Raw genomic sequence first — 25,545 nt, 5'->3', positions numbered from 1 at the left:
GAGATAAAACCGAGGAGGTGGCCCAATGGCGGCACTGGACGAAACCCAAGTCAAGGAAGGCGTCGACAAGGAAACGGTCGATGCGGTGCGCGACATCAGCACGTACAAGTACGGCTGGGAAACCGACATCGAGATGGAATACGCGCCCAAGGGCCTGACGCCGGAGATCGTCAAGCTGATCTCGGAAAAGAACGGCGAGCCCGAGTGGATGACCGAGTGGCGCCTGCAGGCCTATGAACGCTGGCTGCAGAAGGAAGAGCCGGACTGGGCAATGGTCGATTATCCCGAGATCGACTTTCAGAACCAGTATTACTATGCCCGGCCCAAGAGCATGGAGCAGAAACCCAAGTCGCTGGACGAGGTCGATCCCAAGCTCTTGGAGACCTATGAAAAGCTGGGCATTCCGCTGAAGGAACAGATGATCCTGGCCGGTGTTGAGGGCGCCGAGGAGGCGCCCGCCGAGGGCCGCAAGGTGGCCGTGGACGCGGTGTTCGATAGCGTCAGCGTCGGCACGACCTTTCAGGCGGAACTGAAGAAGGCCGGCGTGATCTTCTGCTCGATCTCCGAGGCCATTCGCGAGCATCCCGAACTGGTGAAGAAATACCTCGGCTCGGTCGTGCCCGTGAGCGACAACTTCTATGCGACGCTCAATTCGGCGGTCTTCTCGGACGGGTCCTTCGTTTACGTGCCGCCGGGCGTGCGCTGCCCGATGGAGCTGAGCACGTATTTCCGCATCAACGCCGAGAATACCGGCCAGTTCGAGCGGACGCTTATCATCGCCGACAAGGGCTCTTACGTCAGCTATCTCGAAGGCTGCACCGCGCCGCAGCGTGACACCAGCCAGCTGCACGCCGCTGTCGTCGAGATCGTCGTCGAGGAAGACGCCGAGGTGAAGTATTCCACGGTGCAGAACTGGTTCCCCGGGGATGAGAACGGCAAGGGCGGCATCTACAACTTCGTCACCAAGCGCGCCGATTGCCGGGGCGACCGGGCCAAGGTGATGTGGACGCAGGTGGAAACCGGCTCTGCCGTAACGTGGAAATACCCCAGTTGCATCCTGCGCGGCAACGAAAGCCAGGGCGAATTCTATTCCATCGCCATCACCAACAACTGGCAGCAGGCCGACACCGGCACCAAGATGATCCATCTCGGCAAGAACACCAAGAGCCGGATCGTGTCGAAAGGCATCAGCGCGGGCCACGCGCAGAACACCTATCGGGGCCTCGTGTCGATGCACCCCAAGGCCAAGGACAGCCGCAACTACACCCAGTGCGACAGCCTGCTCATTGGCTCGGAATGCGGGGCGCACACGGTGCCTTACATCGAGGTCAAGAACAACTCGTCCCGGGTGGAGCACGAGGCGACCACGTCGAAGGTGGATGACGACCAGCTGTTCTATTGCCGCCAGCGCGGCATGGACGAGGAAGAGGCCGTGGCGCTGGTGGTGAACGGCTTCTGCAAGGACGTGCTGCAGGCACTGCCGATGGAGTTCGCCATGGAAGCGCAGCAACTGGTCGCGATCTCGCTGGAAGGCAGCGTGGGATGACCGACGGGTGCCGGACACCCGAGGCGACCCGGAGCCGGCTGCCGAGGCTTGGCCATTCCGGGCGCCTGCGGTCCGGCACCCGGACCTTTACCATGCTGCTGCTTGGCCATTTCCTGGTGTTCGTTCTGGCGATGAGCCATGACGAAATTGCCCTGCAGGCTGTCGAGAGTGGCTGGATCCGACCGGGCCAAGCGGAGCTGGCCGAACTGGGAATGGGGCTGGTCCTGTTCATGATCTGGGGGTGGCTGAGCGTGCGCGTGGCAGGACTTTTGCAGGATGCGCGCGCGGCCTCGGACGGCAAGACGGAACGATAGGATGATCGACACGACGACACATGGCATCGAAGGGCGCAAGATCGTCGCCGGCAGCGGCGCCATGCCGGGCGGCGCGATCATGGTCGGAAGGACGGTGGGCTGATGTTCAGCGGGTTCGATCGGGACGACGCGATGCTGCGTGACATCCACCATCCCGGGCACACGGGCGGGGTTCGCGAAGGGGTGTGGACGTTTGCAGTTCTGTGCCTGGCGGGGTTGATCCTGTTCACGGCGGTCGAAGTCACGTGGCTGCCGCTCTACTGGAAGATCTTCGTGACGCTTTTCGTGGCGGCTGTCAGCGGGATCGCGATTGGCGTCTGGATACGAGGCCTGCAAACCTCGGCGAAGCGGAAGGCGCAGGACGCGTATCGCGCCATGCGCGAAGCGGAAACGCAAAAGGGCATCGACCAGATGCTTCGGGCCCAGTCGAAAATTCCGAAGGTGAGAAAATGATCATCACGACCACGCAAAACATCGAAGGGCGCAAGATCATCGACTACCGCGGTATCGTGGTGGGCGAGGCGATCATGGGCGCCAATGTCATCCGCGATTTCTTCGCGCAGGTCACCGATATCGTCGGCGGCCGCTCGGGCGCTTACGAGTCGAAATTGCAGGATGCCCGCGATACCGCGATGCGCGAGCTGGAGGAGCGGGCCAAGGCCTTGGGCGCGACGGCGGTTGTCGGCGTCGATCTGGACTACGAGGTGGTGGCGGATTCCATGCTGATGGTCTCGGCCAGCGGGACGGCGGTGGTGCTGGACTGATGCGCTTTGGGCAGCATATCACGCCGCGGATCGCGCGCCTGAAGGATTGGCTTGTCGCACAGCTGGAGATGCTTGCCCTGTTCATCGGCTTGGTGATCCTCGCGTCGTGGGTCAGGGATGTTCTGATCTGGATGGGAGCGACGCCGCGCGGTGCCGACATTACCGCATTCTGCATGTGGGTGTTTTTATTCTGGATGGCCGCAATCTGGTGGATGTACATCGGATACACGGCTGACATGAAACGTGCTGCGGCGGGGTCCGGCAAACAGTCATGACCCCGACCGCCACCATATCGCGGCCCGAGCTGACCCTGCCGGAGGCCGAGGCGGAGGTGCTGCGCGCGGCCTACGCGGGTGCCGACGTGATCCTGGAATACGGGTCGGGCGGGTCGACCGTGATGGCGGGCGAGATGCCGGGCAAACGCGTCTTCTCGGTGGAGAGCGACAAGGACTGGGCGCTGATGATGCGCGGCTGGTTTGACGAGAACGCGCCCGCCAAAGGCACCGAGGTGGACGTGATCTGGTCGGACATAGGTCCGACGAAGGAGTGGGGCTATCCGACCGACGCGGAGCAGTACATGCGCTATCCGCGCTATCCGCTGGAGGTTTGGGACCTGCCCGAGTTCCGCCAGCCCGACGTGGTGCTGGTGGATGGCCGGTTCCGCACGGGATGCGTCCTTGCCACGGCGCTGCGCACGGAAAGGCCCGTGCAGCTGTTCGTCGACGACTACAAGCGGCGCAAGCAGTACCACGTGGTCGAGAAATTCATTGGTGCCCCGCAGATGACGGGGCGCTTGGCGGGGTTCGAGGTTCAGCCGCTGACCCTGCCGCGCACCGAGCTGTTGAACGTGATCGAGATGATGCTGCGCCCCTGAGAGGACAGCGACTGGAAAAAGGAGAGAAAGATGTTGGAGATCAAGGGCCTGAAGGTCGATCTTGAAGAAGAGGACAAGACCATCCTGAAAGGCGTCGACCTGACCGTCGAGGCGGGCAAGGTGCATGCGATCATGGGGCCGAACGGCTCTGGCAAGTCGACGCTGAGCTATGTTCTGTCGGGCCGTGATGGGTACGAAGTGACCGGTGGCAGCGCCACGCTGGAGGGCAAGGACATCCTCGATATGGAGCCCGAAGAGCGCGCCGCGGCGGGTCTTTTCCTGGCGTTTCAATACCCGGTCGAAATCCCCGGCGTGGGCAACATGACCTTCATGCGCACAGCCCTCAACGCGCAGCGCAAGGCGCGGGGCGAAGACGAGATGAGCGCCGCCGATTTCCTCAAGCTGGTGCGCGAAAAGGCCGCCACGCTGGAGATCGACAACGACATGCTGAAACGCCCGGTCAACGTGGGCTTCTCGGGCGGTGAGAAAAAGCGCAACGAGATCCTGCAGATGGCCATTCTCGAACCCAAGATGTGCATTCTCGACGAGACCGACTCCGGCCTCGACGTGGACGCGATGAAGCTGGTGTCGAAAGGCGTGAACGCGCTGCGCGAAGAGGGTCGCGGGTTCCTGGTGATCACCCACTACCAGCGCCTCTTGGACCACATCAAACCCGACGTGGTGCACATCATGTCCGAAGGCCGCATCGTGAAAACCGGCGGGCCGGAACTGGCGCTCGAGGTCGAGAAGAACGGGTATGCCGATATCAAGGCGGAGGTGGCGTAAATGGCCTTGCCCCAAGCGAAACAGGACGCCACAGAGGCGCGCCTTGCCGCGCTGAGCCTGCCCGAGGCGTCGGGCTGGACGAAAGCGCCGCGCGAGGACGCGCTGGCGCGGCTGCGGGCCGCGGGCCTGCCGCACGCGCGGGACGAATACTGGAAGTTCACCCGCCCCGACACGCTGGTCGACGCGGACGTGCCCAAGGCCGCGGTGTTCGAGAGCGACGAGACCGAGATGTTCGACGATGTCGAGCGGCTGAAGATCGTGTTCCGCGACGGTGTGTTCGATGCCGAGGCCAGCGATGACCTGAGCCTCGAAGGCGTGAAGATCGACCGTCTGGCCGAGGCGGGACAGGCCGATATTCACTGGGCCAAGGACCTGTATGGTGCGCTGGAAACCAATGGCCAAACGCCGGTGGCACGGCCCCTCGCGACGCTCAACACGGCGGCCGCCACTGACGGCGTGCTGATCCACGTGACCGGCAAGGCATCGAAGCCGATCAACCTGATTTATCACCACGAATCAGAGACTTCGGACGCGATCCTGCACCACGTGATCAAGCTGGATTCAGGCGCGGAACTGACCGTGCTGGAAAACGGCCCCGCCGCCGCGCGGTTCAACAAGGTGATAGAGGTCGATGTGGCCGACACCGCCGCGTTCAACCATGTGCGCACCCAGGGCCGCGACCACGAGCGCCGGGCCGTCACGCATATCTTTGCGCGGCTGGGGCAGGAAAGCGCCTTCAAATCTTTCACCATGACCGCCAATGGCGTGCTGACGCGCAACGAATGCGTGATCGAGCTGACCGGCGACGATGCCATCGCGCATGTCGCGGGCGCCTGCGTGGGCGACGGTGATTTCCACCATGACGACACGGTCTTCATCACCCACGACGCCGAGAATTGCGAAAGCCGGCAGGTGTTCAAGAAGGTGCTGCGCAACGGCGCGGTCGGCGTCTTTCAGGGCAAGATCCTGGTGAAAGCGGGCGCGCAGAAGACCGACGGCTACCAGATCAGCCAGTCGCTGCTGCTGGACGGCGATAGCGAGTTCCTGGCCAAGCCGGAGCTGGAGATCTATGCCGACGACGTGGCCTGCTCACACGGCTCGACCTCGGGCGCGATCGACGAGGAGGCGCTGTTCTACCTGCGCGCGCGCGGCGTGCCCAAGCCCATTGCGACCGACCTTCTGACGCTGGCCTTCCTGGCCGAGGCGGTGGAAGAGATCGAGGACGAGGGCCTGCGCGACGGGATCGTCGAACGCCTCGAAGGCTGGCTGGTGCGGCGGCGCGGCTGATGCCCGTCACCACCGATATCGTGGCCGCCTATCGCGGCCCGCGAACGGTGTTCCGTCGCCTGCTGGCGATGGGCGCGAACGAAGGGCGTGCGCTGGCCATTCTGATGGCCGGCTGCGCGCTCTTTTTCATTTCCGAGTGGCCGCGCCTGGCGCGCGAAGCGCATCTGACCGACCAGGAGCTGAACCCTATGCTGGGCGGCGCTCTGCTGGGCTGGATCTTCATCGCGCCGCTGATCTTTTACGCCATCGGCACGCTCAGCCAGCTTGTGCTGCGTCTGATGGGCGGGCGCGCCTCGACCTATGCTACGCGGCTGGCGCTGTTCTGGGCGTGGCTGGTGGCCAGCCCGATCAAGCTGCTGCATGGCCTCGTGGCGGGGTTCATCGGCCCCGGTCCGGGCTTGACTGCGGTGGGCGCGATATGGCTTGTGGCATTCCTGTGGGTCTGGCTGTCCGACCTGCGCGAAGCCGGATGGGGGCAGACATGAACACGGCGGTGCTGAAACCCCTTTTCGCCACGACCATCCGCGACCCGCGCATGGGCGCCGAGCAGGTGATTGCCCTGAAGTGGCCGGTTCAGGCGCTGTGGATCGCGCTGTCGCTGATTTCGGTCGTGACCTCTGCGCTGGTCGCCGCGCTGGTGCAGGCCGCGCCGATGCCCGAGGGCGACCTGGGACGCATGCTGGAAGCGTCGCCGGTCTACAGCTCGCCGCTGATTTTCGCTGGCATGCAATGGGCGCGGGCGGTCTTTTCGGTCTTCATGCTGTTCTGGATCGGCCGCGCGCTTGGCGGCCGGGGCACGGTGCCCGAGGTGCTGGCCGTGGTCACTCTGTTGCAGGCGGTCAGCTTCGTGCTGGTGGCCGGCTTTACCATTCTGGGCCTTTTCATCCCCTTCGTCTCGTCGCTGGGACTGCTGGTCTTCCTCGTGTGGTGGATGTGGGCGGTGTCCAACATGCTGGACGTGGCGCACGCCTTCGACAGCCCGCTGAAGGCCTTCGGCGTGATGATCGTGGCCATTTTCGGCGTGCTGATCGGCCTTTCGATCATCATGGGCGTCATCGGCGGCATCGCGGGCGGATTTACAGGAGCTATCTGAGATGTACGATATCGAGGCGATCCGCCGCGACTTTCCGATTCTGTCGCGCGAGGTGAACGGCAAGCCGCTGGTCTATCTCGACAATGGCGCCAGCGCGCAGAAGCCGCAGGTGGTGATCGACGCGATCACGCGGGCCTATTCGGAAGAATATGCCAACGTCCACCGCGGGCTGCATTACCTCTCGAACCTGGCGACCGAGAAATACGAGGGCGTGCGCGGCATCATCGCGCGGTTCCTGGGCGTGGCGGACGAGGACCAGATCGTTCTGAATTCCGGCACCACCGAGGGAATCAACATGGTCGCCTATGGCTGGGCCATGCCGCGGATGGAGGCGGGCGACGAGATCGTCCTGTCGGTGATGGAGCATCACGCCAACATCGTGCCCTGGCATTTCCTGCGCGAACGTCAGGGCGTGGCGCTGAAATGGGTGGATACCGACAGCACCGGCGCGCTGGACCCTCAAAAGGTGATCGACGCCATCGGGCCGAAAACGAAACTGGTGGCGCTCACGCATCTGTCGAACGTGCTGGGCACCAAGGTCGACATCAAGACGATCACCGAGGCCGCCCATGCCAAGGGCGTGCCCGTGCTGGTGGATGGTAGCCAGGCGGCGGTGCACATGCCGGTCAACCTCGATGACCTCGGCGTCGATTTCTACGCCATCACGGGCCACAAGCTTTACGGTCCCTCGGGCTCGGGCGCGATCTTCGTCAAGAAAGAGCGGCTGGCCGAGATGCGCCCCTTCATGGGCGGCGGCGACATGATCCGCGAGGTTTCCAAGGACGCGGTCAGCTATGCCGACCCGCCGATGAAGTTCGAGGCCGGCACGCCCGGTATCGTCCAGACGATCGGGCTGGGCGTTGCGCTGGACTACATGATGGGGCTGGGTATGGAGAATATCGCCGCCCACGAGGACCGCTTGCGCGACTATGCAGTCGGGCGCCTGGGGGGCCTCAACTGGTTGCAGGTGCAGGGGCAGACGCCGGACAAGGCGGCGATTTTCTCGTTCACGCTGGACGGCGCGGCACACGCGCATGACATCTCGACCATCCTCGACAAGAAGGGCGTCGCGGTGCGCGCGGGCCATCACTGTGCCGGGCCGCTGATGGATCATATCGGGCTGACGGCGACCTGTCGGGCGTCCTTCGGCCTCTACAACACCGAGGCCGAGGTCGACGCGCTCATCGACGCGCTGGAACTGGCGCACGAGCTTTTTGCCTGACGCCCGGAAAAGTTTGAACGGATCCTCCTGGTGGGCCGACCCATGGCCAGAACACCAAGGAGAGCATCATGTTCAAACTTCACACAACCGCCTTCGTCGCCCTGATGGGCGCCACCCTGTCGGCCTGCACCGAGCCCCCCACGACCCCGAGCCGGGCCGCGATCACGCCCGACCCGATCATGACCAAGTATGACAGCGACGGGGGCGGCGGCGGCTGTCCGGGCGGCGGCCAGCAAGGCAGTGCCGGCGGCGGCGAGGAATGCCTGCCGTACGACTATCCGCAAACCCCGCGCAACCCCACGGGCCAGCCTCAGTCGGGCGGCGGGGGCAATCAGGGCGGCGGCACCCAGGGCGGCGGGCGTCCCTGACCCGTGCGGCCCGGGCGCGTCCGCCCGGGCCACGACACCTCCCACGGCCTGCACCACATCGCGGGCGTTTTCGCCGTTGCGGCACTGGACCGAACGAGTTATAGCGTCGCCCAGGCACCTGTAGCTCAGCTGGATAGAGCGCTGCCCTCCGAAGGCAGAGGCCAAAGGTTCGAATCCTTTCAGGTGCGCCACCCCAAAAATCCGATCTTTAAGCTATTGAATTTATTTTGGTTTTATAAAAAGTTGTCATTCGTCCCGAAAGTTGTCAAGTTTTGTTCCCTTGAAGTTCTGCGCCACTCCGCGACAGATGCGAACATACTCGCTGTCGCGGAAATCAGCGCGCGCTAAGTTCACGCCCCAAAGCACGATGCGCACATTGTCCAGAGTGTATCCTCGATTGTTGTCGATTCGGTCTAAACTTGGGCGAAACGGGTTTGTTCGACCGTTCTTTGCCGGTTCAGCCGAAAACTTGATTCCACTGACGGCGCACCTTCCGCCTTGGCGATGATAAAGGTTCAACACTTCGTCTGTCGTAAGATCGAAATCCATCCCGCGATCGACGGATCTCTGTTTTGCTTTTGTGACGCCCAGGCGGATTAACCTGCGAACCTGGCTTGGTGTTCCTGCGGCCCAAGTTATCCCAGAACGCTGGTCTTCGAAGTCCTTTTGGACAGCTGCGGGATCGTCTATGTCGACATGCGCCGATACAGGATAAGATGGGTGGCCGCGGCGTCTGTGGTAGTAGTGCCGTTTTCCGTTGTGCGTGGCCCATTTCAGGTATCTCCTGCCCACTTCCTCTCCTCAACTTTCGTTCCCGCAATGATCCTCTTCGCATCCGCCGTCTTGCTGTAGGCGCGGGTTTGCGTCGTCGTGTCGTGGCCCAGGACTTCCATGCGCTGCGCCTCTGTGGCGCCCCTTTCCGCGACATAGGCGGCCAGGTATTTCCGGACCCCGTGCGCGCTCTTTCCCTCAATGCCGGCATCCCGTGCGGCCCCGGCGAACCACTGGCCGGCCGCCTTGGCGGATCTCGATGCGCCGGCGCGCGTGCTGAGGTACGTCAGGTGCTTCGGGGCGGCCTCGATGCAGGCTCGAAGATCCGCGTTCGACGGATACCAGGTCGGCGGGTTGTCGATGAAGAGCGGCACGGTGCAGGCCGTGCGTGTCTTCGCCCTGGTGTAGACCAGCCAGCCGTCGCGGACGTTGCCGGGCCCGAGCTTCACGGCGTCGCCGATCGCGGCGCCGGTCAGCGCGATCAGCTCGAAGGCCAGGCGCTGCATCGTGCCGATCGGCCAGTGGGCGCGGAAGGCGGCGACGTCCTCGGCCGTCCACGGCTCGAAGCCGTCGGAGTGCGGTGCCGCACGCTTACGCACGTCGCGAGCTGGGTCCGCGTCCAGCAATCCCGATTCCACCCACCAGCGCCCCATTGCACGCCACAGCTTCAGCCGGTTGTTCGCCGGGTGCGGGCCGAAGCGTGCGAGGTATTTCCGGATGTGTTGCGGCCGCAGGTCGGTGAGCCTGGCCGTGGCAAAGAACTCCTCGAATTCTTCGGCAAAGGATCTCCAGCGTGCGCGGGTGCTGGCGGCTCGGCCGAGATAGCTGTCGCTGGCGAGGAAGGCGCGGATGCCGGCGCCGATCGTGCCGGTGCGGTGCTGGATCTTGCCGCGGATCTTTTGCGGTTTGCCGGCGGCGGCCTCGGCATATGCTTTCAGGAAAGCTGGGCTGTCCTTGGGAGCGTCGGGCATCGGCGTCGCCGGCGTCGTGTGCCGGTAGTAGTACCGCACATTGCCGCTTGGCCAACGCCCGGATGGCTTCAGCCCCTTCAATCTGACGCCTCGAACAGCCTGTCGCACGTATTGTCCCCGGTGGGCCTGGTAGGAATCGCCTCGGGGGGCAGGATGCGCACGTTTCCCGTCGCCTTGTCAATTTCCACGGCGCAACCGGTCTCGAGCGCGACCTGCGCGGCGTTCTTCAGCATGGCGAGGGAGGGCGACGTGGCGGGCATGGGCTAGGCTCTTTTCATCCGGCGCTCGAAAGCTGGCCAATAGATCCGACGGGCCTCTTCGCATGTGCGGCGCACGATCTCCGCGTCGCTAAGCGGTAAGAACCCCGTTCCCTGGCACACGTTGCATGCGACCTCGGGTCGGTTGATCGGCCGAGTGTCTTGCATCTCGCGCCTCAGTTCACAGGCAGGGCAGGGGTCGTGGTTGCCGTGTAGGGTGTGATCCGTGGCCATTAGGTCGCTCCGGCCGCTTCTCGGATGATCTGGCGGATCGTGTCCGCCATCGAGACACCGCGCTGCATCGTCAGCTCGTAGAGCAGCCGGTAGTCGTCGGGCGCCAGGTGCGCTACGACCGGGCGAGACCCTCTGCCGCCAGGTGGTGTTGCCTTGCAGCGGTTTCGCGCGTCAGGCATCGTTGCCGCCCTTCCTTGATTTGATCCGCGAAAAGTCCCGATAGAGTTGGCCGCTCTTGGGCACCCATTCCAGCTTCAACGGGCCGACGTGCAGGCAGTACGTCACGCCGAAACTCAAACCAAAAACCCAGCTTTCCAGTTCGATGTGTGTCCAGAGCATCAGTCGTCCCCCGCCCAGCAGAATCCCGGAGTTCTGTTCAACTCCTGAATGCTGCGCCGGCCATCCTGGACCGCCTGCATGTCGCGCCGATAGCGTCGAGCCTCGGACGGGTATTTCAAGACCTCTTCTGGATACCTGGCGCGGAGCTCGGCCTCCAAGTCGTCGGACAGCGCGATCAGCGCCTCGACGGCCCGCCCCAAGACTTGCGGCTCGACCCTGACCGTCACCGGCTCGTCCGGTGTTTCATCGCATTCCTCGCTCATGCCGCCTCCATCTGATCGACGTTGCACTGTTGGACCTCGAAGGTGTAGGCGGCCACCCACGGGTTATCATCCCAAGGCGCGCGGTCGGCGTTGAGGCTGTCCCAGAGAAGATTAAATCGACGTCTGTCGGTTACTGTGTTTTCAGGATCGAATGGCGCGCCGTAGGACACCTGAACACCCTCGGCCTGCGCATCCGCCTCGCTGATCTCCTGCAACCGCTGCACACGCACGTCCGTCACGCGGAGCGTCAGACGGCTGGCCCAGATGGGCATGAACCGCGCGTGGCGGTAGCGGCCCGGCTGCACCATCATGCAGGTCGGTTCAATCATGGCACCGTCTGCCTCCATGCGGCGCGGCTCATGCTGCGAAATTTGGGACGGCTTCATCCCGTCGAGTTGCTTGCAGGCGCGCCAAGCCTCCCGCACCCAAAGCAGATCGCCGGGCTGCGGGATTGGCAGATCGGAAAGGCATCCTGTCTCCCTGGCGAACCATTGTAGGCGCCCGTCGAGGTCTTGCTCGTACATGATGCGCTCTGGCCAGCCTTCGGCCTGCCCCCATGTTGGTTTCTTCAACAGCCGCCGCGTCTGGGTCTTGCGGCCGGCGAGAAGCGCCCGGATCATCGGCGCGCTGAATAGGATGGGCTTGATCGCCATCTAAATTTCTCCCGGCACCCACGCATCGATCTTCTGGATCTGCGCGCGGCTGAGACCGTGGGTCTCCTGGACCTCGGCGTTGGTGAATAGGTTCTCGAGATCCTTGGCCTTGTGCGCGCGGCTCTGGCTGCTGAACTGGGCGCGGCGCTCGTCATCGTCCTCGAGCTCGAGCAGCTCGGCCCAGAGATTGTCCAGGAACTCGGCGCGGCATCGCTTGAAGAACGTCTCGGCCGTGGGCGTCCAGACCTTGCGCAGGCCGACGCTGAACTCGCGTTCCATTTGGGCCATGGCGCTGGCGTCTCCGACGCTGCGAAGGGCGCGGGGCAGGTGGCGGGCGAGGACCTGGTTGCGGTGTTTCTTGCCCAGCTCGCGGAAGGCGTCGAAGGTCAGGCGGTCGTCCTCATTGCGCTGGTGCCAGTCCGTCAGTTCGGTCAGGCGCTTGTCGACGGTCACGCTGTCGGACGCGTCGGGCAGGGGGTGCAGGCTGGTGCTGATGTTGAAGGGCGCGCTGTAGGGCGGAATGTGGCCGTCCAGCTGCCATGCGAGCATGTCGAGCACCAGGTCGGTCTTGTCCACCAGCCCGCCCATCAGCGCGGCCGTGCGCAGGGTGATCAGCTCCTGCCGCAGGTTGTCGGGGATCGGCGGCTTGGCTGGAGCGTTTTCGGTGCCGCTGGCGCTGGTCGTGCCGCGGCCCTTGCCGCGTTTCATCCAGCCCCGCGAGATCTCGACCTGGCCGTTGCGTTCAGCGAATACAAACGCGATGCCGGGCTCGATCACCTCTTCGGGATAGGAAACCGTCAAATCACGCAGTTTTCTGAGGCGGGTCATTTCGTGCGCAGATAATTCTTCAGTGGACGCCTTGTTTTCGAGTTCTTCCATTTCCCGTGCTTCAGCGGGTTGAAGATCGTGCTTTTGCGCATGGTGCTTGGTTAGCTCTGAGGTCAGGTGGCCGATATACATGGCGTCCGTCACGACCCGGACCTCGGCCCAGCCCTCGTCCTTCACCTCTTCGGCGGTGCGGGCCAGCCGGTCGCCGAAGAGTTTCTTCAGAAGCTTCTCATCATGCAGCAGGGCGTGATCCTGGAACAGGTCTTCGGTCATGGCGCCGCCGGCGTCGATGTATGCCGGCAGGCCGATGCAGCGAACGCGCCAGTCGTCGGAATCGATGCTGCCCTCTTCCAGTGCGCGGCGCACGGCCCATTCGCTCCAGCCGTTCTGGATCGCCGCCTGCAGCGTCTCGACTTGGGCCTCGGGGCTGCGGGCGATGGTGAGCGCGCGGGCGACCTCGAGGCTGATCTGTCCGGCCTCGAGCGCGTCGATCACCTCGTCGTCCAGCGCCGCCAGGGCCAGCCGGCGGGCGACGTGACGGGCCGGCTTGCCGAAGCCGCGGGCGATCATCTCGGCGCTGAGGCCTTGCGCGGCCTGGGCGGCATAGGCGCGGATCTCTTGCGCCGGGCTCAGCTCCTCGCGACTGACGTTCTCGCCCAGGGCCCAGGCACGGGCGACAATGGGGTCGTCGGTGACGTGCAGCGGGATGTCGGTAATCTTCTGCTGATCGTGCGTGCGCGACCAGCCTTCCTCGGCCAGCTTCTGCAGGCCGCGCAGGCGCAAGCCGCCGCCCACGATGCCCAACCCCTCGCGGTCTGGGTCCTGGTAGGCCAGCAGCTCCTGCATCAGACCAACGCTGGTGGCGATGCTGGCGGCCTTGGCCTCGACCTGGTCGTTGGTCGCGGTCTGGCGCGGGTTGAAACGATGCAGGTAAAGCTGATCGAGCGGAGCCGTGATGTGGCGGGTGGTGGTCATGAGGCCGTCGGGCATGGGGTGGGTTCCTTTTCGGTGAAATCAGACTGCGGTCACGACTTCGCGGCGTTTCCATTCCTCGCGATCGTCAGAGAGGCGCATATTCATCTCGTCGTCGGTTTCCGGGTGAAGGTGCGCGTCGTTCACAATCATGTGGTAGAAGTGACGCCACCAGTCGGCGATCTTGTGGTCGGAGTGGTGGACACCGATGATCTGGGCGGCGTGCATGAAATGCAGCTGAAAGTGGTGCGGCAACTCGTCGACGTGCTCGAGGTAGACGCCCCGCATGTAGTCAAAATAGTTTTCGAGTTCGCATTGGTGTCGATGTTCGAAGCTCCGGAGCTCAGGCATCTCTGACACGCTAAGGCCAAAGATTTCGCGTGCATGGCGTGGCTGAAAAGGACCTGTGAAGCTGCCACCGCCTGGCTCAAAAGGGTCCGTCAGGGCGCGCTGGTCGAAGGCCGATAGCAGTACGCACCGGCGATACCAGCGCAGCAAAACTTTCACCGGGTGGTTCTTGCGGATTCCGTCAGGCGCGCGCACGGCCGCAAACAGGACCGACTGCTGCATGATTGGAATATTCAGCACCCACGGTTGCTGGGCGGGTCCGATCGGTTCTCTCATGCTCGTTTCCTCTTTCATCTCTCCCCCGGCGCGCCACTAAGTGGGGGCTCGAAGACGTGCCGGGGGTCACCACCCTCAATGGATGCGGGGTGGCATTCGGTTACCGCCGGTCGGGCCGCGGGATGCGGCCGCGCCAGGCGTCGTATTCGGTGCGCAGCGTCTCGAAGCGTTCGGCGGCGCGGGGATCGGTGGCCAGGTCGCGGCGGCTGCGCACGCCGCACCAGCTGCGGATGTATTCGGCGGCGGCGCCTTCGTGCACCGGGCCGTGGTTGTCGCGGAAAATGCGGTTGCCGACGAAGGCTCGGAATTGCTCTTCGCACGCCATCATGCCGGCCTGCTGGGGCAGGGGCAGGTCGCGGAAGGGCGTGCGCACCGGCATCAGTAGCGACCGATCTGCTCGATCACGGCCGTCTCGACCGCAATCCGCTGCACTACGTGGAGCGTCAGGGCCAGCAGCGTGCTGGTGACCAAAACCACCTTGAGGCCAAGCAGAAACCAGAGCACCGCGTCGCCGACATTGGCCGGCTGCGTTTGGCTGCGTTCATACTTTTCGATCATGAAATCGGGCATTGTCGTGCTCCTATTTGGCGATCAGGGCGGCGAGCCAGATCCAGCACGCAAGACCCAGGGGAATGGAAAGAACGATGATTGCCGGCCCGATCATGTCCGCGCGTCGCTTGCGACCTTTTCTGGTCGGCATGGACTGGGCGGCGGATGCGGAGGGCGTGGCGCTTGGGCTCCTCATCGACGAACCCTCACTCCGGAAATTTTCTCCCACTGGTCGATCCAGTCCGTCAGCGCGCCGTGCAGGCACCGGGCCTGGCCGCTGATGCCACACAGGTGGACGCTGACGATGGGCCACCCGGCCTCGCGATGGTCCGAGATGCAGGCGCCGAGCTTGGTCTCAAGCGCCTGCGCGATCTCGTGAGGGTCGACCAGTTGCGCGCGCAGCCTTGCGGCAATCCAGCTGGCGATGCATTCGGAGAGAAACTTGGCGTTCTCTTCGCTGCAGATGCAGTGCGACACGGCGGGTTGTGAGCACTGGAGCGTGTTCATGCCGCGCGCTCCTCTTCCAAGGTGTCGTGCATGCGCAGGGTGCACTTGGTCCAGTCGCGCAGCGCCTCGGCCAAGGTGCCGCCCATGCCGGTGATGCCCAGCATGGTGACGCTGTGTTCCTGCGGCCCCCAGGTGTTGCGCGGCTCGGTGGGTACGTGAGCTGCCCCGTGCGCAACCAGTTCGGCCTGAGCGGCCAGAACCAGTTGCGCGTCCGTGAGGGGTTCGAAGGAGACGGCGATGTCGTGGCGGATGGCGTCGACGGTGGTGGCGAGGGTCATGGGTCCACTCCGTTGGGTGTGCTGATTTCGCCCTCGAGAAACATCATCGCGGATCCTGCGTCGGGCGCGTTCCAGATGGCGTCGGTGATCGTGTCGCTGTCCCTTGGAAGGCCCACCAGATCGGCGATACGGCCGGCAAGCGTGTCCGTCTCGGCCGTCAGGCAGTGCGCGGCTTCGAGAAGTGACAGGATTGCCTGGCGGTCGACGTGTTCGGGGATCATGGACGGCATGGCGGTGTCCTTTCAGAACGGGATTTCGCGGTAGTCGTCGACGCTCAGCGTTGCGCGGCGTATGGCTGAGATCAGTTCGTCCGCCGGGGCGGTGGCGTTGGCGGCATTTCCGTCCGCATCCTCGATCGACAGCAGCACGGTGCCGGGCTGTTCGGCGCTCTGGACCTCGATCTGGCATTCTCCGGGCTGTCCGCCCTGGGAGGCGTCGATGTAGATGTGGATCCGCATTTTCTTGCGGCCTGGGACGGCGCTGCTCATGCCGCACCGCCAGTCGTCGGGCCGGAGGGCAGTGGCGTGATCCCGTGCTTGGCTGCGGCGGCGTGGATGCGGGCCACCCGTTCGGCCTTGCCCAGGCGCAGGATCTCGCTGAGCGTTGGCGTGCTGCGCTTGGGCAGTGTCGTGCCACGCAAGACAGCCCAGGCCCATTCGCGCAGGGCGATCTCGTCCTTGGTCTGATCGGGGTTGGCGATGACCCAGCGAGCGTGGGCGCGGGCATCGGCTTCGGTCGTCTGCATTGGGGTCTCCTGGTTATGATTCCCAAGAGTTAGCTGATAGCGAATGCACGCGTCAAGGTAATAATTCGCACACGGCGAACATGCCGATTTCCGATCACGAATCGTCTTGCGTGTTTCGCCTCGGGCGATTTAGCTTCGAGCGGTGCGATAAAGGGAAATCACGATGAAGCAGCCGGACTTTTCCATGGCGAGGTTCATGCTGGGGCTGACGTCGCTGATCGGCTTTCTGTCCATTTGCCTTGGCGTGCTGGCGTTCGGGGTGTCCATGGCGACAGGCGATCTGATGACCGCTTTGATGTTGGGCGGTGGCCCGATCGTATTGGGCATCGTGGTGATTGCCATGGCGCAGCTGAGCCGCGCGGTCGTCGTGACGGCCGAAACCAGCCATGCGATACTTGTGGAAATCAAGGCCGCGCGGGAAGCGTCTGGTGCGGCCGGCCGTTCGGCCTAAAGCCGGATTGCGCCCTTTACGACGCCCATGACAGCTAGGCGGCCGCTGTCGTCCATGCGTTCCGGCCGCCGTGACGTGTCACCGGGCTCTATCCAGGGGTCCAGCCAGCGCGCGACAAAGCTGTGTCCCGTTCCGCTATCGTCAATTTCGGACGCGATCACGGTATCGCCGGGTTGGGCGATCTCTCCGATGTCGACGGCAATGCGGTCGCCTTTGTTCAGGTAGAGGAGCGGCGCGGGTGAATTCACCTCGTATAGCTCGACGCGCTTTCCCATGCCGCGAAACAGATCCAGCATTGCGACCTCGCTGTCGCTGCGCGGCTCGAACCGCGTCGCCTGTTCCGCGAACCCTCGCTGGTCGGTGTCGTCGGTGTAGATCTCGCTCAGCGGCACGCCCAGCGTTTCGGCGATTTTGCGCAACGTGGTAAGCGACGGTTCCTTTTTCCCCGACGCGATCTCGGACACAAATCCGCGGCTGACGCCTATGGCATCGGCGAGGGCCGCCTGTGTCATGCCCTTGGCCTTCAGGGCTTTGCCGAGATTGATCTCCATCCGCCGGTTATGCCCGAGTGTCGAAATAAAGCGACAGGCCCACAGCGAATAATTCGCCCACGGTGAACATGACGCTTGACAGGATGGTGTTCGCTATAAGAGAACAGAAGGCATGTTTGCCGATGTGATCGAAAAGTCGGGCCGTACGCGCCGCGAATGGGCAACTGACCTCGGGGTCAGTCCCGGTTTCCTGTCGGATTTGCTGAATGGCAACCGCGTTCCTTCTCTCAAGTTGGCCGTACGCATCGAGCGTCTGACCGAAGGCGCCGTTCCCTGCAACAGCTGGGTGCCCGACACCAAGGGGGCGGCGGCATGAGCGGGCGTTCGGATCGGCCGAGATTTTACGTTGTGTGCTGCGATGATGGGTCATGTCCCGAGGATGCCATCGAAGCGCTTCAGGGCGCTACCGGACATGAGTTCGGACAAAAGTCCGGACATGGGTCCGGACAAATGTTCCGAAACGGGCAAAATTCGGAATTTTGGTCCGGACAAAAGTCCGGGCCTGTGGCGGTGTTCGATCCGCACCAGGTGCACCGCGAATTTCCCGAGCGTTGGTCGCGGTTTATTCGCAGCCATTACAGCGATTTGCGGCATGTTCAGGATCGGTTTCACGTGTCCGAGCGCACCGCCCGCAAGTGGTGGAAGGGCGAAAGCGGTGCCGGCGGCGGCTATGTCGCGATCGCCGTGAACGATCATCCTGTCGCCGCGCCGCGCATGTTGTTCGCGGCGGAATAGGGGGGTGATGTCATGAACGCCCGCGCTGAATTCCCGACCCGTGCCAAGCTGCGCGTGCTGCCCGATGGCTGGGATGTGCACCACGACAACCGGCTGCGCGTTACCGGCGGCGTCTATTCGAAGGTTGCGGTGCTGTCGGATGAATGGGGCATTGCCGAGACGGCGCTGATCACCCGCTGGCACAAGCTGCGCGGTGTCTGCGGTGTCGAGGTTCGGCGCCCATCCGGCGCGAAGCCCAAGGCGAAGAAGAGTGCGGGTCACACGGATCAGGGCGAGCGACGTCGCGGCGGCATCAAGGCCGACATCGTGAAGATGCGCCGGCCGTGCCTGTCTGTCGTCCGCGATGTGGCAAAAACCATGGCGCCGACGCGGGCGAGGATCCTGCTGGAGATTGCTAAAAGGCCGGGGGCCACGACGCAGCAGCTGGCGGATCGGTCCGGACTTTCAATTGGCGGCGCGTCGAGCACGATTTCCGGGTTGCGTCGGAACTTGCTGGTGCATGGCTGGTCGATCGAGGCGGTGGCCACCGGCGGATACTACCTGGTGGTGATTGCATGACGTTCCTCGCCTCCGCCAAACGAACACCCTTGCCGCGTGGGGTTTATCGCGCGCTATTCCTCCCTGTCACCTACGGGCGTGCCTTCGATCCTCTTAAGGCACGCCCGCCTTTTTCGACAGGCGAGCCGGGGCGAACTGCCTGCCCCGGAAACCTGCACCCTTGCCCCCGTGCGCGTCTGTCCACGCGCCGGGGGTCCTTTGCTCGCGGTCCGGCCCATTCCCACCGGGGCTCGCGTCGGCGTGCCGTGTCCCGGGGTTCCTCCCGGCCGGACCGCGTGCAAAGGGCCCTGGCGTCTGCCGGGCGGTGTCGGGCATGAGCGGGATCGTCTGCTTCGCGCGCCCCGCCGGGGTGATGCCGCCGATCGGGCGCATGATCGGCGAGGCGGGTTGGTTCGTGGCCTGCGCCCGGACGGGCCGCAACCTGACGGCCGAGATCCTTGACCCGCTGCTGCCGGCGGGTTCGCGCTTCTTCGGCCTGCGACGGGTCAGTGAGCGCCAGGCGCAGGTGCTGGCCTTCATCCACAATTTCCCCGAGGCCAGCCGCGCGCTGGTCGCGGATCTTCAGAACAAGTTCGAGGTCGCGGCATGATCCCCGCGTCCGGCATAGACCTGAGCGCCTGCGAGGATCCGGCCTGCACGGCTGTGCATCTCATTCTGACCGACGATGATGGCGTTGAGTTCGCCGTGGCGTCGCTCGAGCCTGACCAGGCGCGTGAACTCGCGGTGCAGCTCAACTTGTTTGCCGATCGAAATGAGGCTTCTGGTCTGCGCGAAGCGGGGCGGCTGACATGATAACTGCGTTTCAAAAGCAGATCGAAAAAGCTTCTGTACTCTATCCGGATTGGACCGGACCCGCCGTCGATATACCGGGCTGGGCAAAGACGTACCAAAGGTGCCGTCCGATTCTGATGCGCATATACGCAAGTGCGCCTCATTGGCAGCAGGCCGAGAAAGACGGGATCAAGCACGTGTCGCCGATCCTTGTCGCATTCTGCGCTTCGCCGGCCGAGGTCAAGGCGCAGGTTGGCGCGGGTCTGTGGAAACAGGTGCACCACGCCAAGTTGACCTCGAACAAACACCGTCTGACGCTGATGCTGCGCATGGGGTGGAGTTTCGAGCAGTCGTTAATCTGGCCCACCCGTCGACGCTTCGATCCATGGAAGTATCGCAGTTATGGCAACGCGAAGCTGCATCAGGCGGCACGGCTCGCCGGCGATGGTGGTGACGTCGTTGAGTGGCTTATGCTGTTGCGCGACTGTGCCCGAATGGGGGTGCAGATCGATCCGAGCTGGGGTCGCAAGAGGTTGCGTCGAGAACACGACGCTGCGGCACTTGAGGCCGTACTGAAAAATGCGGACCCGACGCCTTGGGCAAAATCGTGGTTCATCGATGTGGACGGATACAGCTTCAGCCTGCTGACCTCTGAAGTTGCACTGGCGACTGAAGGCGCGACGATGAGCGATTGCGTTCGAGGTTATGCGCCTTATTGCCGGAGTGGGGTTGAGGTCGTTCTGAGCATCCAGGGCCCCGAAAGGGCGACTTGCTCTTGGCGCAGAGGTGACCCAGCACTCCAAGTCAAGGGCCGCTTTAACCGTTCAGTAAGCTTGAAATGCGTCCGGGCTGCAGAAAGCGCTCGGACGGCATATGAGGAAGTTCTGCGGCAGCAGTCAGAGCGGGGGCGTAGCAAATGACGGCCCCCGGCAACACCTCCGCTGCTGTGCGCCAGCAGCGACACGAGGCGCATGACAGCCTCGACGATTTCCCGACGCCGCCTTGGGCCACGCGGGCGCTCTGTGAGACGATCCGCAACAAGGGCCTGTTGCCGCCCCTGGCGAGTGCCGAGGATCCGGCGGCCAACCGCGGCCACATGCACAAGGTGCTGGCGGAATACTTCGCCGATGCGCGCGGCGCGGACGTGTTCGACTATGGCGCCGGGTTTCCGGTGCGCGACTACCTGCTGGGGCCACCACCGCTCGACGTGACCTGGATGATCACCAATCCGCCCTTCAAGCTGGGCGAGGCCTTCATTCATCGCGGGCTCAGCCATGCCCGCCACGTCGCTGTCTTTGTGCGCAGTGCGTTCTGCGAGGGCGAAGGGCGACACGCGCGGCTCTTCGCCGATAACCCACCAAGCCTCGAGCTGCAATTCTGCGAGCGCGTGGTGCTGTGGAAGGGGCTGTGCCTCGATCCCGATGTGCCGGTCACCCGGTGGAACGACAAAAAGCAGGCTTTCGTCACCGAAAAACCGACCTCGGCCACTGCCTATTCCTGGCTGATCTGGGGCGCGGGCAAGCCGGGGCGCACGCTGAAGGAATGGATCGCCCCCGGCACCCGCGCGCGGCTGACCCGGCCGGGCGATTACCCGCCGCTGCCACCCGAACTGCTGCCGCGGCCCATCGAGCAGGAAGGAGCATTGCTATGACGTTGCGCACGATCGACGTGGCCGGCGAGGATCGCCGCCCGGCGCCCAAGGACACCCGGCCCGAGCTGCGCTGGATCCGCATCGACCAGCTGGTGATCAACACTGGCTATCAGCGCGCGATCGAGGCGCGCGGGCGGCAGACCATCCGAAAGATCGCCGACAACTTCAGCTGGTCCAAGTTCGGGGCGCTGGACGTCAACCAGGTGGGCGACACCACGTTCGAGATCATCGATGGCCAGCACCGGACCCATGCGGCCGCGCTCTGCGGCATCGAGGAGGTGCCGGCGCTGGTCAAGGTTCTGACGCCGCAACAGGCCGCTGCGGCGTTCTCCTGGATCAACGGCATGGTGACGGCCCTGACGCCGAACCAGGTGTTCCGCGCCGCCCTGGCCGCGCTGGAGCCGTGGGCGGTGCAGTGCGACGCCACGGTCAGCCGGGCAGGGTGCAAGCTGATGACCTACAACAAGAGCGCGGCGCACAAGAAGCCGGGCGAGGTCTTCTGCATTTCGATGATCCGCCAGCTGGTCGCGGCCGACAAGGGCACGTTCCTGGTCGCCGTGCTCGACGGGCTGATGGTCGATGCCTGCCGGGGGGGGGCTGCGACCGATCCGGCGCTCTTCGGGGCGATGTGGCTGCGCACGCTGACAGAGTCGGCGCAGTCCTGCGGCATCACGCGCGGCGAGGTGGTCGGCGACTTCCTGGCGCAGAACGACATCTGGTCGATCGAAAAGGCCTGCCTGCGCCTGCGAGCGGACCGGAAGGGCGAGTATTACAACACGCCCATGCACCAACTTCTGACGCGGTCTGTGACGGCGAAGTTGAGAGCCTGGCAGGTCGGAACGGTGGCGGCATGAGCAAATTCGCCGACAGGTACAGGGTGCGCGAGGGGGTCGTCACGATCTGCAATGGGCATCGAGAGTTTCGTGCGCGCAGGTTTCTCGCCGAACGGCGCGCCACGGTGTTCGGTCTCTTCGGTTTCTGGTGGCCTGTCACGGATGGTGAATGGCGCACGACGGAAGAGGCGGCGCAGAACGACATCGCCCGAGACGCGTATCTCCGCCTTCCCTTGGCACCTCCGAAGATCTTCGAGGTGGAGAAAGGAGGCTGATATGATCTGCTACCACGGTGGACCGCCCGGCCTGAAGGTTGGGGCCCGCATACTGCCGGCATCGGTGACCGGCGTGAAATCTTCTGCCGAATTCGGCGCCGCTGGCGTCTGCGACCCCGGCAAGGTGTACGTCACGCCAGATCCGCGGGCCGCGGCGATGTTCGCGTCACTGCATCCTTCAGGGGATGGGCGGGTCTACAAGGTCAGGACCGTAGGAGGGGTCGCATATGATCCCGACTGCACCGCGCCCGGCCTCAGCTACGTCTGCGATGCAGCGGTGATCGTCGGTCGCGTGCGCGTAAAGCGCAAGGCGCTGAACCGCATCAGGCGTGTGATGATGCAAGAGACCGGCCTGTCCGCGGATCTGCGCCCTCCCTGACCCCACCAACCCTCCGCAAGGTGCCGACAGACGCGCCTGCGCCCCCTGAGAGGCAGGGTTTCGCCATCATCGCAGACCGCCCCGTCACCGCCCGCCAGAGGCGTTCCGGGGCATGACAGGCAAGGACAGGCTTATGAGCCATAAAGCCACGAATTGGCTTGCGGACATCGACCCGGCAAAACTGGGCGCGAGCGAATTCCGCGTTCTTTTCCATCTGTGTGACTGCCACAACGCGAGCCAAGGCTGCTTTCCGTCGCAGGCCTATCTGCGCGACCGTGCCGGCGTGTCGAACGGAACGGTCAACAATGTGCTCAATTCTCTGGAGCAGAAGGGGCTGATACAGCGCCATCAAAGCCGAGATGGCAAGACTAAGCGGCAATGCCCGACCCGCTACATCTTGGGGTTTGAGATGGAGAAGGCACAAGAGCCGTCTCCAAAATCTGGAGACGGAAAACGCGGCGAGCCGTCTCCAATATCTGGAGACGGAGCCGTCTCCAATTCAGGGGCCGACCCGTCTCCAATTTCGGGGCCGACCCGTCTCCAGCCCACTGGAGAGGAACCTGTAAGTAACCAGGAAATAACCAGCGCGTGCGCGCGCGAAGGCCGGATTTCTTCAAATCCGATGGTCGTCAAAAAAGCCGAGCGTGCGGTCGCGAGTTATCGCGATGGCAGACTTGATGCTTTCGACGAAATCGAGCGGTTTGTGTGGGATCACGTGGTGTCCTCATCGCTTCTGACCGAACCGGAGCTCCGGGCTGTGACCGGCCGACATGCTGAGAAGGGGAAAGCGCCATGACGGAAGCCGACGTGACCATGACGACCGACGAAGGCAAACGCGCCCGGGTGCGCCGCCTGCTGATCCATCCCCTGACCGCCGACGGGTTCCGAAAGCGGGTGAAGACCTCGGATGAGGATCATCGCAACTTCCTCGACCGGGTGGCCGACAGTTTGGCCTACATGACCGACGACGGGCTGCGCGCCCTGCGCCGGTCTCTGGCGACCAAGGGCGACGGCTCGAGCCGCGACTTCTGGCCCAGCTATGCCTGCATCATCGGCTTGGCCGAAGCGTTCGAGCCGCGGCCGCTGGAGCATGCGCCCGAGCTGCTGCGCTGGTTTGCGTCAAGGGCGGGGCCCGCCGCGCTCGAGGCCGGGCGCCACGTCGCCGAGTACGAGTTCTGGAAGAAGCACAAGCGCCCGCCGGTGATGCCCGGCGACAAGGCGCGCGTGGCCGAGGTCGCGGCCAAATGGAACGACAAGGCCGAGCGGATCCGCGACGTGATCCGCCGGCGCGGCCGGGCCAACTTCGACGACGACCTGCAATGGCTCGACTGGTTCGAGAAAACCAGCACCGATGTCGAGGCGCTGATCGAGGGGGGTGCCGGATGATGTCCTTGCGCAAGATCGCTGGCGAAGCCGGCCCGTCGCGCCCGGTGAACGAGGCGGGTAAGGAACTGATCTCGATCCGGGGGCTGCTGGAATGGGCTTTTTCGGTCGAGTACGCGCAGCTCGACTACGACGACCTGCGCGACACCGGGATCGTCCGTGAATACGCGGCCCGGTCTCAAACGGCCAACGTGTGCGATATGCTTGAGATCGGCAAGGACGGGGCGCGCGGGATCGGTGTGCGGGTCGACGCCACGCCCGGGCGCAGCTATCCGCACGAGGATGCCGACCTGGTTGCCGCAATGGTCAAGGTCGCCTTGCCCTGGCGGCTGGCCACGATGGTGGCGGAGCTGGCCCGCGCCGGACGCACGCCGGACTGGGGGCAGGACATGCGCCCCCGTGTCGAGCCGCGCGAGTGGCGCAACACCCGCCACGGTTTCTATGCCAAGACGGAAAAGATGGGCGTCGTGCAGTATGTCAGCCGCGGCCGGGTGCGAGCCGCGCCGCTCATGGCCTGCCCGATCGTCTACCGTGACACCGCGCAGGAAATCGCCCGTGTCAGAAGGGGTTACCTCGAATGGTGGAGCGCGCTTCTTTCGGTCCGCTGCGCCCTCGCGAACAATGAGATGCGGCGGTTCGCGCTGACTGAGACCATGCCTTGCCAGCGGCCCTGGCAAAAAATCCCTTGACGAAAATCTCAATCCGTTGACATATTGCCATCGAACCGAATTGCGCCCGGAGTGGAGATCCCGCCCCGGGCGTTTTCTTTTGGGCGGAGGCCGAATGATCACCCTGGGTGTCGACACGCGAGAGATTGAGCGACGGCTTGGCGAGATCGCAGTGCGCCAGGTGCCTTTCGCTTCGGCGCTTGCGCTGAACGATACCGCGAATGACGGCAAGGAAGCGGTCGAGCTGGAGATGAAGGTTAGCTTCGACCGGCCCAAGCCTTTTACGATCAACGCGTTTCGGGTGCAGCGCGCGTCCAAGAATCGGCTTCAGGCCGTGCTTCTGCGCAAGACGATGGTGGCGGGGCGCCACTATCTCGAGGTGCAGCAGGCCGGCGGAATCCGGCCGCAGACCGGGATGGAGCGGCGGCTGGCCTCGAAGGTCAAGGCCGGCGGGGTGCGCTCGGTCTACCCGGCGCGCGGGGCGCGGCGCGACAAGTACGGCAACTGGTCGCGTGCGCAGCGCAACCAGGTCCTCGCCGCGATCGAGGGGCAGGGCGGCAAGGGCGCGGGCAAGTTCTTCGTGCCGCGTCCGGGGTCCGGGCTGGCGCCCGGCGTCTACCAGCGCATGGCGCGGCGCAAGATAAAGAAGGTGGTGCACCTGTCCGACACGCCCGCGAGCTACGGCAAGACGTTTCGGTTTTACCAGCGGGCAGAGCGTCGGATGCGGATGACGCTGCAAGAGAATTTCGAGAAACGGTTCGAGCAGGCACTGCGCACCGCGCGGTGAATGACCACCCCCGGACCGGGGGTGGCCGCGGCCCGTCGGGGCGCGGGGGACAGAGGCGAGGGACGGATCGTGATCCCTCGGCCGGGACGGCGGCGCGCGCTGTCTTGCGGCAATGGGGGATGGCGCCCCCACCGCCCGGCTGCACGGTCCCCACCCCCGCCGGTCCGGTCACTTGGGTCCTTCCCAGCCCCCAGCGGCCCGCGGGTAATTCGCACCCCGGTCAAAATCGGTGGGATTTTTGTTTTACCCCGTGGGGTT

General features: G+C 64.3%; 43 protein-coding genes and 1 tRNA gene. 28 read left to right on the top strand and 16 right to left on the bottom strand.

What is annotated here, in order from left to right:
* The first annotated feature begins 25 nt into the window (after positions 1–25).
* From sufB to ACQY4V_RS07920, 13 genes are all read left to right on the top strand, one after another.
* Complete coding sequence (gene sufB / locus ACQY4V_RS07980; protein ID WP_428516369.1) at positions 26–1,546, top strand: Fe-S cluster assembly protein SufB; 1,521 nt, start codon at positions 26–28, stop codon at positions 1,544–1,546.
* The gene (locus tag ACQY4V_RS07975; protein ID WP_428516367.1) at positions 1,543–1,860 is read left to right on the top strand and encodes a hypothetical protein; all 318 of its coding nucleotides are present in this window, start codon (positions 1,543–1,545) and stop codon (positions 1,858–1,860) included. The genes sufB and ACQY4V_RS07975 overlap by 4 nt, the downstream gene beginning before the upstream one ends.
* 102 nt (positions 1,861–1,962) lie before the next feature.
* Complete coding sequence (locus ACQY4V_RS07970) at positions 1,963–2,313, top strand: hypothetical protein (RefSeq protein WP_428516365.1); 351 nt, start codon at positions 1,963–1,965, stop codon at positions 2,311–2,313.
* Positions 2,310–2,624: a heavy metal-binding domain-containing protein gene (locus ACQY4V_RS07965; RefSeq protein ID WP_428516363.1), complete on the top strand. Its 315-nt coding sequence runs from the start codon at positions 2,310–2,312 to the stop codon at positions 2,622–2,624. The genes ACQY4V_RS07970 and ACQY4V_RS07965 overlap by 4 nt, the downstream gene beginning before the upstream one ends.
* Positions 2,624–2,899 (top strand): hypothetical protein, encoded by a 276-nt coding sequence (locus tag ACQY4V_RS07960; protein WP_428516361.1) that lies wholly within the window; start codon positions 2,624–2,626, stop codon positions 2,897–2,899. The genes ACQY4V_RS07965 and ACQY4V_RS07960 overlap by 1 nt, the downstream gene beginning before the upstream one ends.
* Positions 2,896–3,498 carry a hypothetical protein gene (locus ACQY4V_RS07955; protein WP_428516360.1) on the top strand — a complete coding sequence of 201 codons (603 nt, stop codon included), beginning with the start codon at positions 2,896–2,898 and terminating at the stop codon, positions 3,496–3,498. The genes ACQY4V_RS07960 and ACQY4V_RS07955 overlap by 4 nt, the downstream gene beginning before the upstream one ends.
* A gap of 30 nt (positions 3,499–3,528) precedes the next feature.
* Entirely contained in the window at positions 3,529–4,284 is a 756-nt protein-coding gene (gene sufC, locus ACQY4V_RS07950) for a Fe-S cluster assembly ATPase SufC (protein WP_428516358.1), read from the top strand.
* Entirely contained in the window at positions 4,285–5,571 is a 1,287-nt protein-coding gene (sufD, locus tag ACQY4V_RS07945) for a Fe-S cluster assembly protein SufD (protein ID WP_428516356.1), read from the top strand.
* Positions 5,571–6,056 (top strand): YIP1 family protein, encoded by a 486-nt coding sequence (locus ACQY4V_RS07940; RefSeq protein WP_428516355.1) that lies wholly within the window; start codon positions 5,571–5,573, stop codon positions 6,054–6,056. The genes sufD and ACQY4V_RS07940 overlap by 1 nt, the downstream gene beginning before the upstream one ends.
* The gene (locus ACQY4V_RS07935) at positions 6,053–6,664 is read left to right on the top strand and encodes a Yip1 family protein (RefSeq protein ID WP_428516353.1); all 612 of its coding nucleotides are present in this window, start codon (positions 6,053–6,055) and stop codon (positions 6,662–6,664) included. The genes ACQY4V_RS07940 and ACQY4V_RS07935 overlap by 4 nt, the downstream gene beginning before the upstream one ends.
* A 1-nt stretch (position 6,665) precedes the next feature.
* The gene (locus ACQY4V_RS07930) at positions 6,666–7,886 is read left to right on the top strand and encodes a cysteine desulfurase (protein ID WP_428516351.1); all 1,221 of its coding nucleotides are present in this window, start codon (positions 6,666–6,668) and stop codon (positions 7,884–7,886) included.
* A 68-nt stretch (positions 7,887–7,954) separates the two neighbouring features.
* Complete coding sequence (locus ACQY4V_RS07925) at positions 7,955–8,254, top strand: hypothetical protein (protein ID WP_428516349.1); 300 nt, start codon at positions 7,955–7,957, stop codon at positions 8,252–8,254.
* A gap of 114 nt (positions 8,255–8,368) precedes the next feature.
* Positions 8,369–8,445: transfer RNA gene (locus ACQY4V_RS07920), tRNA-Arg, on the top strand.
* Positions 8,446–8,500: 55 nt separating this feature from the next.
* Here the strand turns inward: ACQY4V_RS07920 and ACQY4V_RS07915 are convergent.
* The 15 genes from ACQY4V_RS07915 to ACQY4V_RS07845 form a co-directional block, all read right to left on the bottom strand.
* Positions 8,501–9,046 (bottom strand): hypothetical protein, encoded by a 546-nt coding sequence (locus ACQY4V_RS07915; protein WP_428516348.1) that lies wholly within the window; start codon positions 9,044–9,046, stop codon positions 8,501–8,503.
* Complete coding sequence (locus tag ACQY4V_RS07910; protein WP_428516346.1) at positions 9,028–10,077, bottom strand: tyrosine-type recombinase/integrase; 1,050 nt, start codon at positions 10,075–10,077, stop codon at positions 9,028–9,030. The genes ACQY4V_RS07915 and ACQY4V_RS07910 overlap by 19 nt, the downstream gene beginning before the upstream one ends.
* On the bottom strand, positions 10,074–10,256 hold the full coding sequence (locus ACQY4V_RS07905) for a hypothetical protein (RefSeq protein WP_428516344.1): 183 nt from the start codon (positions 10,254–10,256) through the stop codon (positions 10,074–10,076). The genes ACQY4V_RS07910 and ACQY4V_RS07905 overlap by 4 nt, the downstream gene beginning before the upstream one ends.
* 402 nt (positions 10,257–10,658) lie before the next feature.
* Complete coding sequence (locus ACQY4V_RS07900) at positions 10,659–10,826, bottom strand: hypothetical protein (RefSeq protein ID WP_428516343.1); 168 nt, start codon at positions 10,824–10,826, stop codon at positions 10,659–10,661.
* Positions 10,826–11,089: a hypothetical protein gene (locus ACQY4V_RS07895; protein ID WP_428516341.1), complete on the bottom strand. Its 264-nt coding sequence runs from the start codon at positions 11,087–11,089 to the stop codon at positions 10,826–10,828. Before ACQY4V_RS07895 ends, ACQY4V_RS07900 begins: the two co-directional genes overlap by 1 nt.
* Entirely contained in the window at positions 11,086–11,742 is a 657-nt protein-coding gene (locus tag ACQY4V_RS07890) for a hypothetical protein (RefSeq protein WP_428516339.1), read from the bottom strand. The genes ACQY4V_RS07895 and ACQY4V_RS07890 overlap by 4 nt, the downstream gene beginning before the upstream one ends.
* Positions 11,743–13,560: a ParB/RepB/Spo0J family partition protein gene (locus ACQY4V_RS07885; RefSeq protein ID WP_428516337.1), complete on the bottom strand. Its 1,818-nt coding sequence runs from the start codon at positions 13,558–13,560 to the stop codon at positions 11,743–11,745.
* 24 nt (positions 13,561–13,584) lie between these two features.
* A complete protein-coding gene (locus ACQY4V_RS07880; RefSeq protein ID WP_428516335.1) occupies positions 13,585–14,166 on the bottom strand; it encodes a hypothetical protein in 582 nt (193 codons plus the stop codon).
* A gap of 100 nt (positions 14,167–14,266) precedes the next feature.
* Complete coding sequence (locus ACQY4V_RS07875) at positions 14,267–14,545, bottom strand: hypothetical protein (RefSeq protein WP_428516333.1); 279 nt, start codon at positions 14,543–14,545, stop codon at positions 14,267–14,269.
* Complete coding sequence (locus ACQY4V_RS07870) at positions 14,545–14,736, bottom strand: hypothetical protein (RefSeq protein ID WP_428516331.1); 192 nt, start codon at positions 14,734–14,736, stop codon at positions 14,545–14,547. Before ACQY4V_RS07870 ends, ACQY4V_RS07875 begins: the two co-directional genes overlap by 1 nt.
* Positions 14,737–14,907: 171 nt before the next feature.
* Positions 14,908–15,222 (bottom strand): hypothetical protein, encoded by a 315-nt coding sequence (locus ACQY4V_RS07865; RefSeq protein WP_428516329.1) that lies wholly within the window; start codon positions 15,220–15,222, stop codon positions 14,908–14,910.
* Positions 15,219–15,500, bottom strand: a complete 282-nt coding sequence (locus ACQY4V_RS07860; protein WP_428516328.1) for a hypothetical protein — start codon at positions 15,498–15,500, stop codon at positions 15,219–15,221. The genes ACQY4V_RS07865 and ACQY4V_RS07860 overlap by 4 nt, the downstream gene beginning before the upstream one ends.
* Positions 15,497–15,730 carry a hypothetical protein gene (locus ACQY4V_RS07855; RefSeq protein ID WP_428516326.1) on the bottom strand — a complete coding sequence of 78 codons (234 nt, stop codon included), beginning with the start codon at positions 15,728–15,730 and terminating at the stop codon, positions 15,497–15,499. Before ACQY4V_RS07855 ends, ACQY4V_RS07860 begins: the two co-directional genes overlap by 4 nt.
* A gap of 12 nt (positions 15,731–15,742) precedes the next feature.
* A complete protein-coding gene (locus tag ACQY4V_RS07850) occupies positions 15,743–15,988 on the bottom strand; it encodes a hypothetical protein (protein ID WP_428516324.1) in 246 nt (81 codons plus the stop codon).
* Complete coding sequence (locus tag ACQY4V_RS07845) at positions 15,985–16,245, bottom strand: hypothetical protein (RefSeq protein WP_428516322.1); 261 nt, start codon at positions 16,243–16,245, stop codon at positions 15,985–15,987. Before ACQY4V_RS07845 ends, ACQY4V_RS07850 begins: the two co-directional genes overlap by 4 nt.
* A 163-nt stretch (positions 16,246–16,408) precedes the next feature.
* Between ACQY4V_RS07845 and ACQY4V_RS07840 the strand changes: the two genes are divergently transcribed.
* The gene (locus tag ACQY4V_RS07840) at positions 16,409–16,696 is read left to right on the top strand and encodes a hypothetical protein (RefSeq protein WP_428516321.1); all 288 of its coding nucleotides are present in this window, start codon (positions 16,409–16,411) and stop codon (positions 16,694–16,696) included.
* Here the strand turns inward: ACQY4V_RS07840 and ACQY4V_RS07835 are convergent.
* The gene (locus ACQY4V_RS07835) at positions 16,693–17,208 is read right to left on the bottom strand and encodes a helix-turn-helix transcriptional regulator (RefSeq protein WP_428516319.1); all 516 of its coding nucleotides are present in this window, start codon (positions 17,206–17,208) and stop codon (positions 16,693–16,695) included. The two genes, ACQY4V_RS07840 and ACQY4V_RS07835, sit on opposite strands and share 4 nt — an antisense overlap.
* Positions 17,209–17,359: 151 nt before the next feature.
* On the opposite strand from ACQY4V_RS07835, the gene ACQY4V_RS07830 reads away from it, so the two are divergent.
* From ACQY4V_RS07830 to ACQY4V_RS07765, 14 genes are all read left to right on the top strand, one after another.
* Positions 17,360–17,563, top strand: a complete 204-nt coding sequence (locus ACQY4V_RS07830) for a helix-turn-helix domain-containing protein (protein ID WP_428516317.1) — start codon at positions 17,360–17,362, stop codon at positions 17,561–17,563.
* Between the two features lie 188 nt (positions 17,564–17,751).
* Positions 17,752–17,982, top strand: coding sequence for a hypothetical protein (locus ACQY4V_RS07825; protein WP_428516315.1), 231 nt, complete (start codon positions 17,752–17,754; stop codon positions 17,980–17,982).
* Between the two features lie 12 nt (positions 17,983–17,994).
* Positions 17,995–18,540: a winged helix-turn-helix domain-containing protein gene (locus ACQY4V_RS07820; RefSeq protein ID WP_428516313.1), complete on the top strand. Its 546-nt coding sequence runs from the start codon at positions 17,995–17,997 to the stop codon at positions 18,538–18,540.
* Between the two features lie 313 nt (positions 18,541–18,853).
* Entirely contained in the window at positions 18,854–19,129 is a 276-nt protein-coding gene (locus ACQY4V_RS07815) for a hypothetical protein (protein ID WP_152492660.1), read from the top strand.
* A complete protein-coding gene (locus tag ACQY4V_RS07810) occupies positions 19,126–19,332 on the top strand; it encodes a hypothetical protein (RefSeq protein ID WP_428516311.1) in 207 nt (68 codons plus the stop codon). The genes ACQY4V_RS07815 and ACQY4V_RS07810 overlap by 4 nt, the downstream gene beginning before the upstream one ends.
* The gene (locus ACQY4V_RS07805) at positions 19,329–20,231 is read left to right on the top strand and encodes a hypothetical protein (RefSeq protein ID WP_428516309.1); all 903 of its coding nucleotides are present in this window, start codon (positions 19,329–19,331) and stop codon (positions 20,229–20,231) included. The genes ACQY4V_RS07810 and ACQY4V_RS07805 overlap by 4 nt, the downstream gene beginning before the upstream one ends.
* The gene (locus ACQY4V_RS07800) at positions 20,228–20,962 is read left to right on the top strand and encodes a hypothetical protein (protein WP_428516307.1); all 735 of its coding nucleotides are present in this window, start codon (positions 20,228–20,230) and stop codon (positions 20,960–20,962) included. Before ACQY4V_RS07805 ends, ACQY4V_RS07800 begins: the two co-directional genes overlap by 4 nt.
* Complete coding sequence (locus tag ACQY4V_RS07795) at positions 20,959–21,816, top strand: ParB N-terminal domain-containing protein (protein WP_428516305.1); 858 nt, start codon at positions 20,959–20,961, stop codon at positions 21,814–21,816. The genes ACQY4V_RS07800 and ACQY4V_RS07795 overlap by 4 nt, the downstream gene beginning before the upstream one ends.
* On the top strand, positions 21,813–22,070 hold the full coding sequence (locus ACQY4V_RS07790; RefSeq protein ID WP_428516303.1) for a hypothetical protein: 258 nt from the start codon (positions 21,813–21,815) through the stop codon (positions 22,068–22,070). Before ACQY4V_RS07795 ends, ACQY4V_RS07790 begins: the two co-directional genes overlap by 4 nt.
* A gap of 1 nt (position 22,071) precedes the next feature.
* Positions 22,072–22,449, top strand: coding sequence for a hypothetical protein (locus ACQY4V_RS07785; RefSeq protein WP_428516302.1), 378 nt, complete (start codon positions 22,072–22,074; stop codon positions 22,447–22,449).
* A 133-nt stretch (positions 22,450–22,582) separates the two neighbouring features.
* The gene (locus tag ACQY4V_RS07780) at positions 22,583–23,245 is read left to right on the top strand and encodes a helix-turn-helix domain-containing protein (RefSeq protein ID WP_428516300.1); all 663 of its coding nucleotides are present in this window, start codon (positions 22,583–22,585) and stop codon (positions 23,243–23,245) included.
* On the top strand, positions 23,242–23,835 hold the full coding sequence (locus ACQY4V_RS07775; protein WP_428516298.1) for a hypothetical protein: 594 nt from the start codon (positions 23,242–23,244) through the stop codon (positions 23,833–23,835). Before ACQY4V_RS07780 ends, ACQY4V_RS07775 begins: the two co-directional genes overlap by 4 nt.
* Before the next feature lie 5 nt (positions 23,836–23,840).
* Positions 23,841–24,521: a hypothetical protein gene (locus ACQY4V_RS07770; RefSeq protein WP_428516297.1), complete on the top strand. Its 681-nt coding sequence runs from the start codon at positions 23,841–23,843 to the stop codon at positions 24,519–24,521.
* Between the two features lie 94 nt (positions 24,522–24,615).
* Entirely contained in the window at positions 24,616–25,287 is a 672-nt protein-coding gene (locus ACQY4V_RS07765; protein WP_428516296.1) for a hypothetical protein, read from the top strand.
* The last annotated feature ends 258 nt before the right edge of the window (positions 25,288–25,545 follow it).

The organism is Roseovarius sp., assembly GCF_965277045.1.
In the GTDB taxonomy this organism is placed as follows: domain Bacteria; phylum Pseudomonadota; class Alphaproteobacteria; order Rhodobacterales; family Rhodobacteraceae; genus Roseovarius.
The sequence above is the reverse complement of the archived record's forward strand: the minus strand, read 5'-3'. Positions and strand labels throughout refer to the sequence as shown.